A 1897-nucleotide genomic window follows, 5' to 3' on the forward strand; every position below is an offset into this window, starting at 1 on the left:
TATTGAGGCAGGTGCGGCCTGATTCGGAGCATCCGGATGACCACCGCTTGCGGCGCTGGTTAAGTCGCCACGGTCAAAAAGGAGCCGCGGTACGGTTGGCCAACCGCAACCTGCGGATCGTTTGGGTGCTGCTGCAAAATGATCAGACCTATCGTCGCCAGCCAGCGGGTTGCCAGGAGGCGACGATGAGCCATTAATCGACAGAGTTCTGCCACCGGGGTGCTGAGTCACCTCAACCGCTGCTGAAGAACATTGACCCCAGGTCAGACCGTCGCGGATAGATGCCTGCCCTCCTACTGGCCCTTTGAGGCCTTACTGTAATCGGCATACCGCGAGCTTACCCAATGTTGGCCAGAAGCCGATGATGCTTCCTCGAACAGGCCTTATACATAGATGCAACCGGGTAGCAGTGTTCAAAAGCAGGTTGAAAGTGTGGGCGAGTCCATACATAGGAGGGAATTTATTCCCGAATAGGCCGGTACAGGCAAAGCATCTGCGTTGGCTGAACCTCTTTCGCGAATGAATTCGCTCCCACAGCCCTTGCTCTACCCTGACGAACCCACTCACCAATAAATTTCCCGGCCGCTCACTCGTTCCCCCTTCAAGCCCAAACCAACAAGAGTGAGCACCGTGGATCTGCAGCCCGTCCTGTCAAAGCTGTTCGTCAATGCCGGTTCGGTCGGTATCGAAGGCGTCTTTCAGTTCATCTTCGGCGCTGATCTGGCGATCTGGTCCGATGTGCAGGCGCGTACGGTGACCGAAACCGGCCGCCATGCGCGGCCAGATGTAACCATTGAAGTCAGCAAGACTGACTTTCTCGGCATCATGAGCGGCGTTGCCAATGTCGAAGAACTGTTTGCCTGCGGGCGCTTGAAGATCGGCGGCAATATGGGGCTGGCGACGTTGCTGCCGCAAATTATCGACAGCGCCCGACGCGGCACCGTCAAGCAAGAAAAAGTCGACATCAACCAGCGTTACCCTACGCCGCCGCGTTTCAGCGAGCGCGTCTCGGCCAGCCTGCCAACCCAGGTCAGCGTTGAAAGAAGACCGCGCAGCGCAATGACGGTCAGCGAATTCAGGAACCACTATCTGCTCGAAGGCATTCCGCTGATCATCAGCGACGCCCTGCAAGACTGGCCGCTGTTCAACATGAGTCGCGAGCAATCCCTGAGCCATTTCGCCCAATTGCAGGGCATCACCCGTCACGGCGACTACGTGAAGAAAACCTTCTCCACTGACCGCGACTTCCGCTCCACGTCCATGGCCGACTTCATCGCCTCACTGGAAAAACCCGCCAGCAAAGGCGCCGATGGCCAGCCACCCGCGTATATGGGCAATAACATCCTGCCTGCGCAATTACTGGCGCAAATCAATTACCCGCCCTACTTCGAGCAATCGCTGTACATCGCCCCCCGCATCTGGATCGGCCCCAAAGGCACGCTGACCCCGCTGCACCGGGACGACACCGACAACCTGTTCGCCCAGGTCTGGGGCCAGAAATCCTTCATCCTCGCCGCGCCCCATCACCGCGAAGCGCTGGGCACCTGGTCGACCTCGCCCAAAGGCGGTCTGGACGGCTGCGACTTCAACCCCGACGCCCCCGACTACCAACGCTTCCCCACCGCCCGCGACGTAACCTTCCTGCGCATCACCCTGCAAGCCGGCGACCTGCTGTTCCTGCCCGAAGGCTGGTTTCATCAGGTGGAATCGATCACCACGTCGCTGTCGGTGAACTTCTGGGTGAATTCGGGGCGGGGTTGGTAAGCGCGTGTTTTTCTGCAGAAAATTGCCCCGCAATCGAATGCAAATCCCGTTGGAGCGAGGCTTGCCCGCGAACCAGGCGCCTCGGTAAGCCTGACCCACAGCGTTATCGTTCGTCGCGGGCAAGCCTCGCTCC

At 59.1% G+C, this 1897-nt stretch carries 1 protein-coding gene and 1 pseudogene; both read left to right on the forward strand.

All coding sequences use genetic code 11. The annotated features are described in order from the left end of the window. Positions 1-197 (forward strand): annotated as a pseudogene (locus AFK24_RS26105) (IS110 family transposase); the annotation flags it as partial. 433 nt (positions 198-630) lie between these two features. Continuing rightward, positions 631-1764: a cupin-like domain-containing protein gene (locus AFK24_RS26110; protein WP_065836009.1), complete on the forward strand. Its 1134-nt coding sequence runs from the start codon at positions 631-633 to the stop codon at positions 1762-1764. Positions 1765-1897 lie beyond the last annotated feature (133 nt).

The organism is Pseudomonas syringae, assembly GCF_001698815.1.
Lineage (GTDB): Bacteria > Pseudomonadota > Gammaproteobacteria > Pseudomonadales > Pseudomonadaceae > Aquipseudomonas > Aquipseudomonas syringae_A.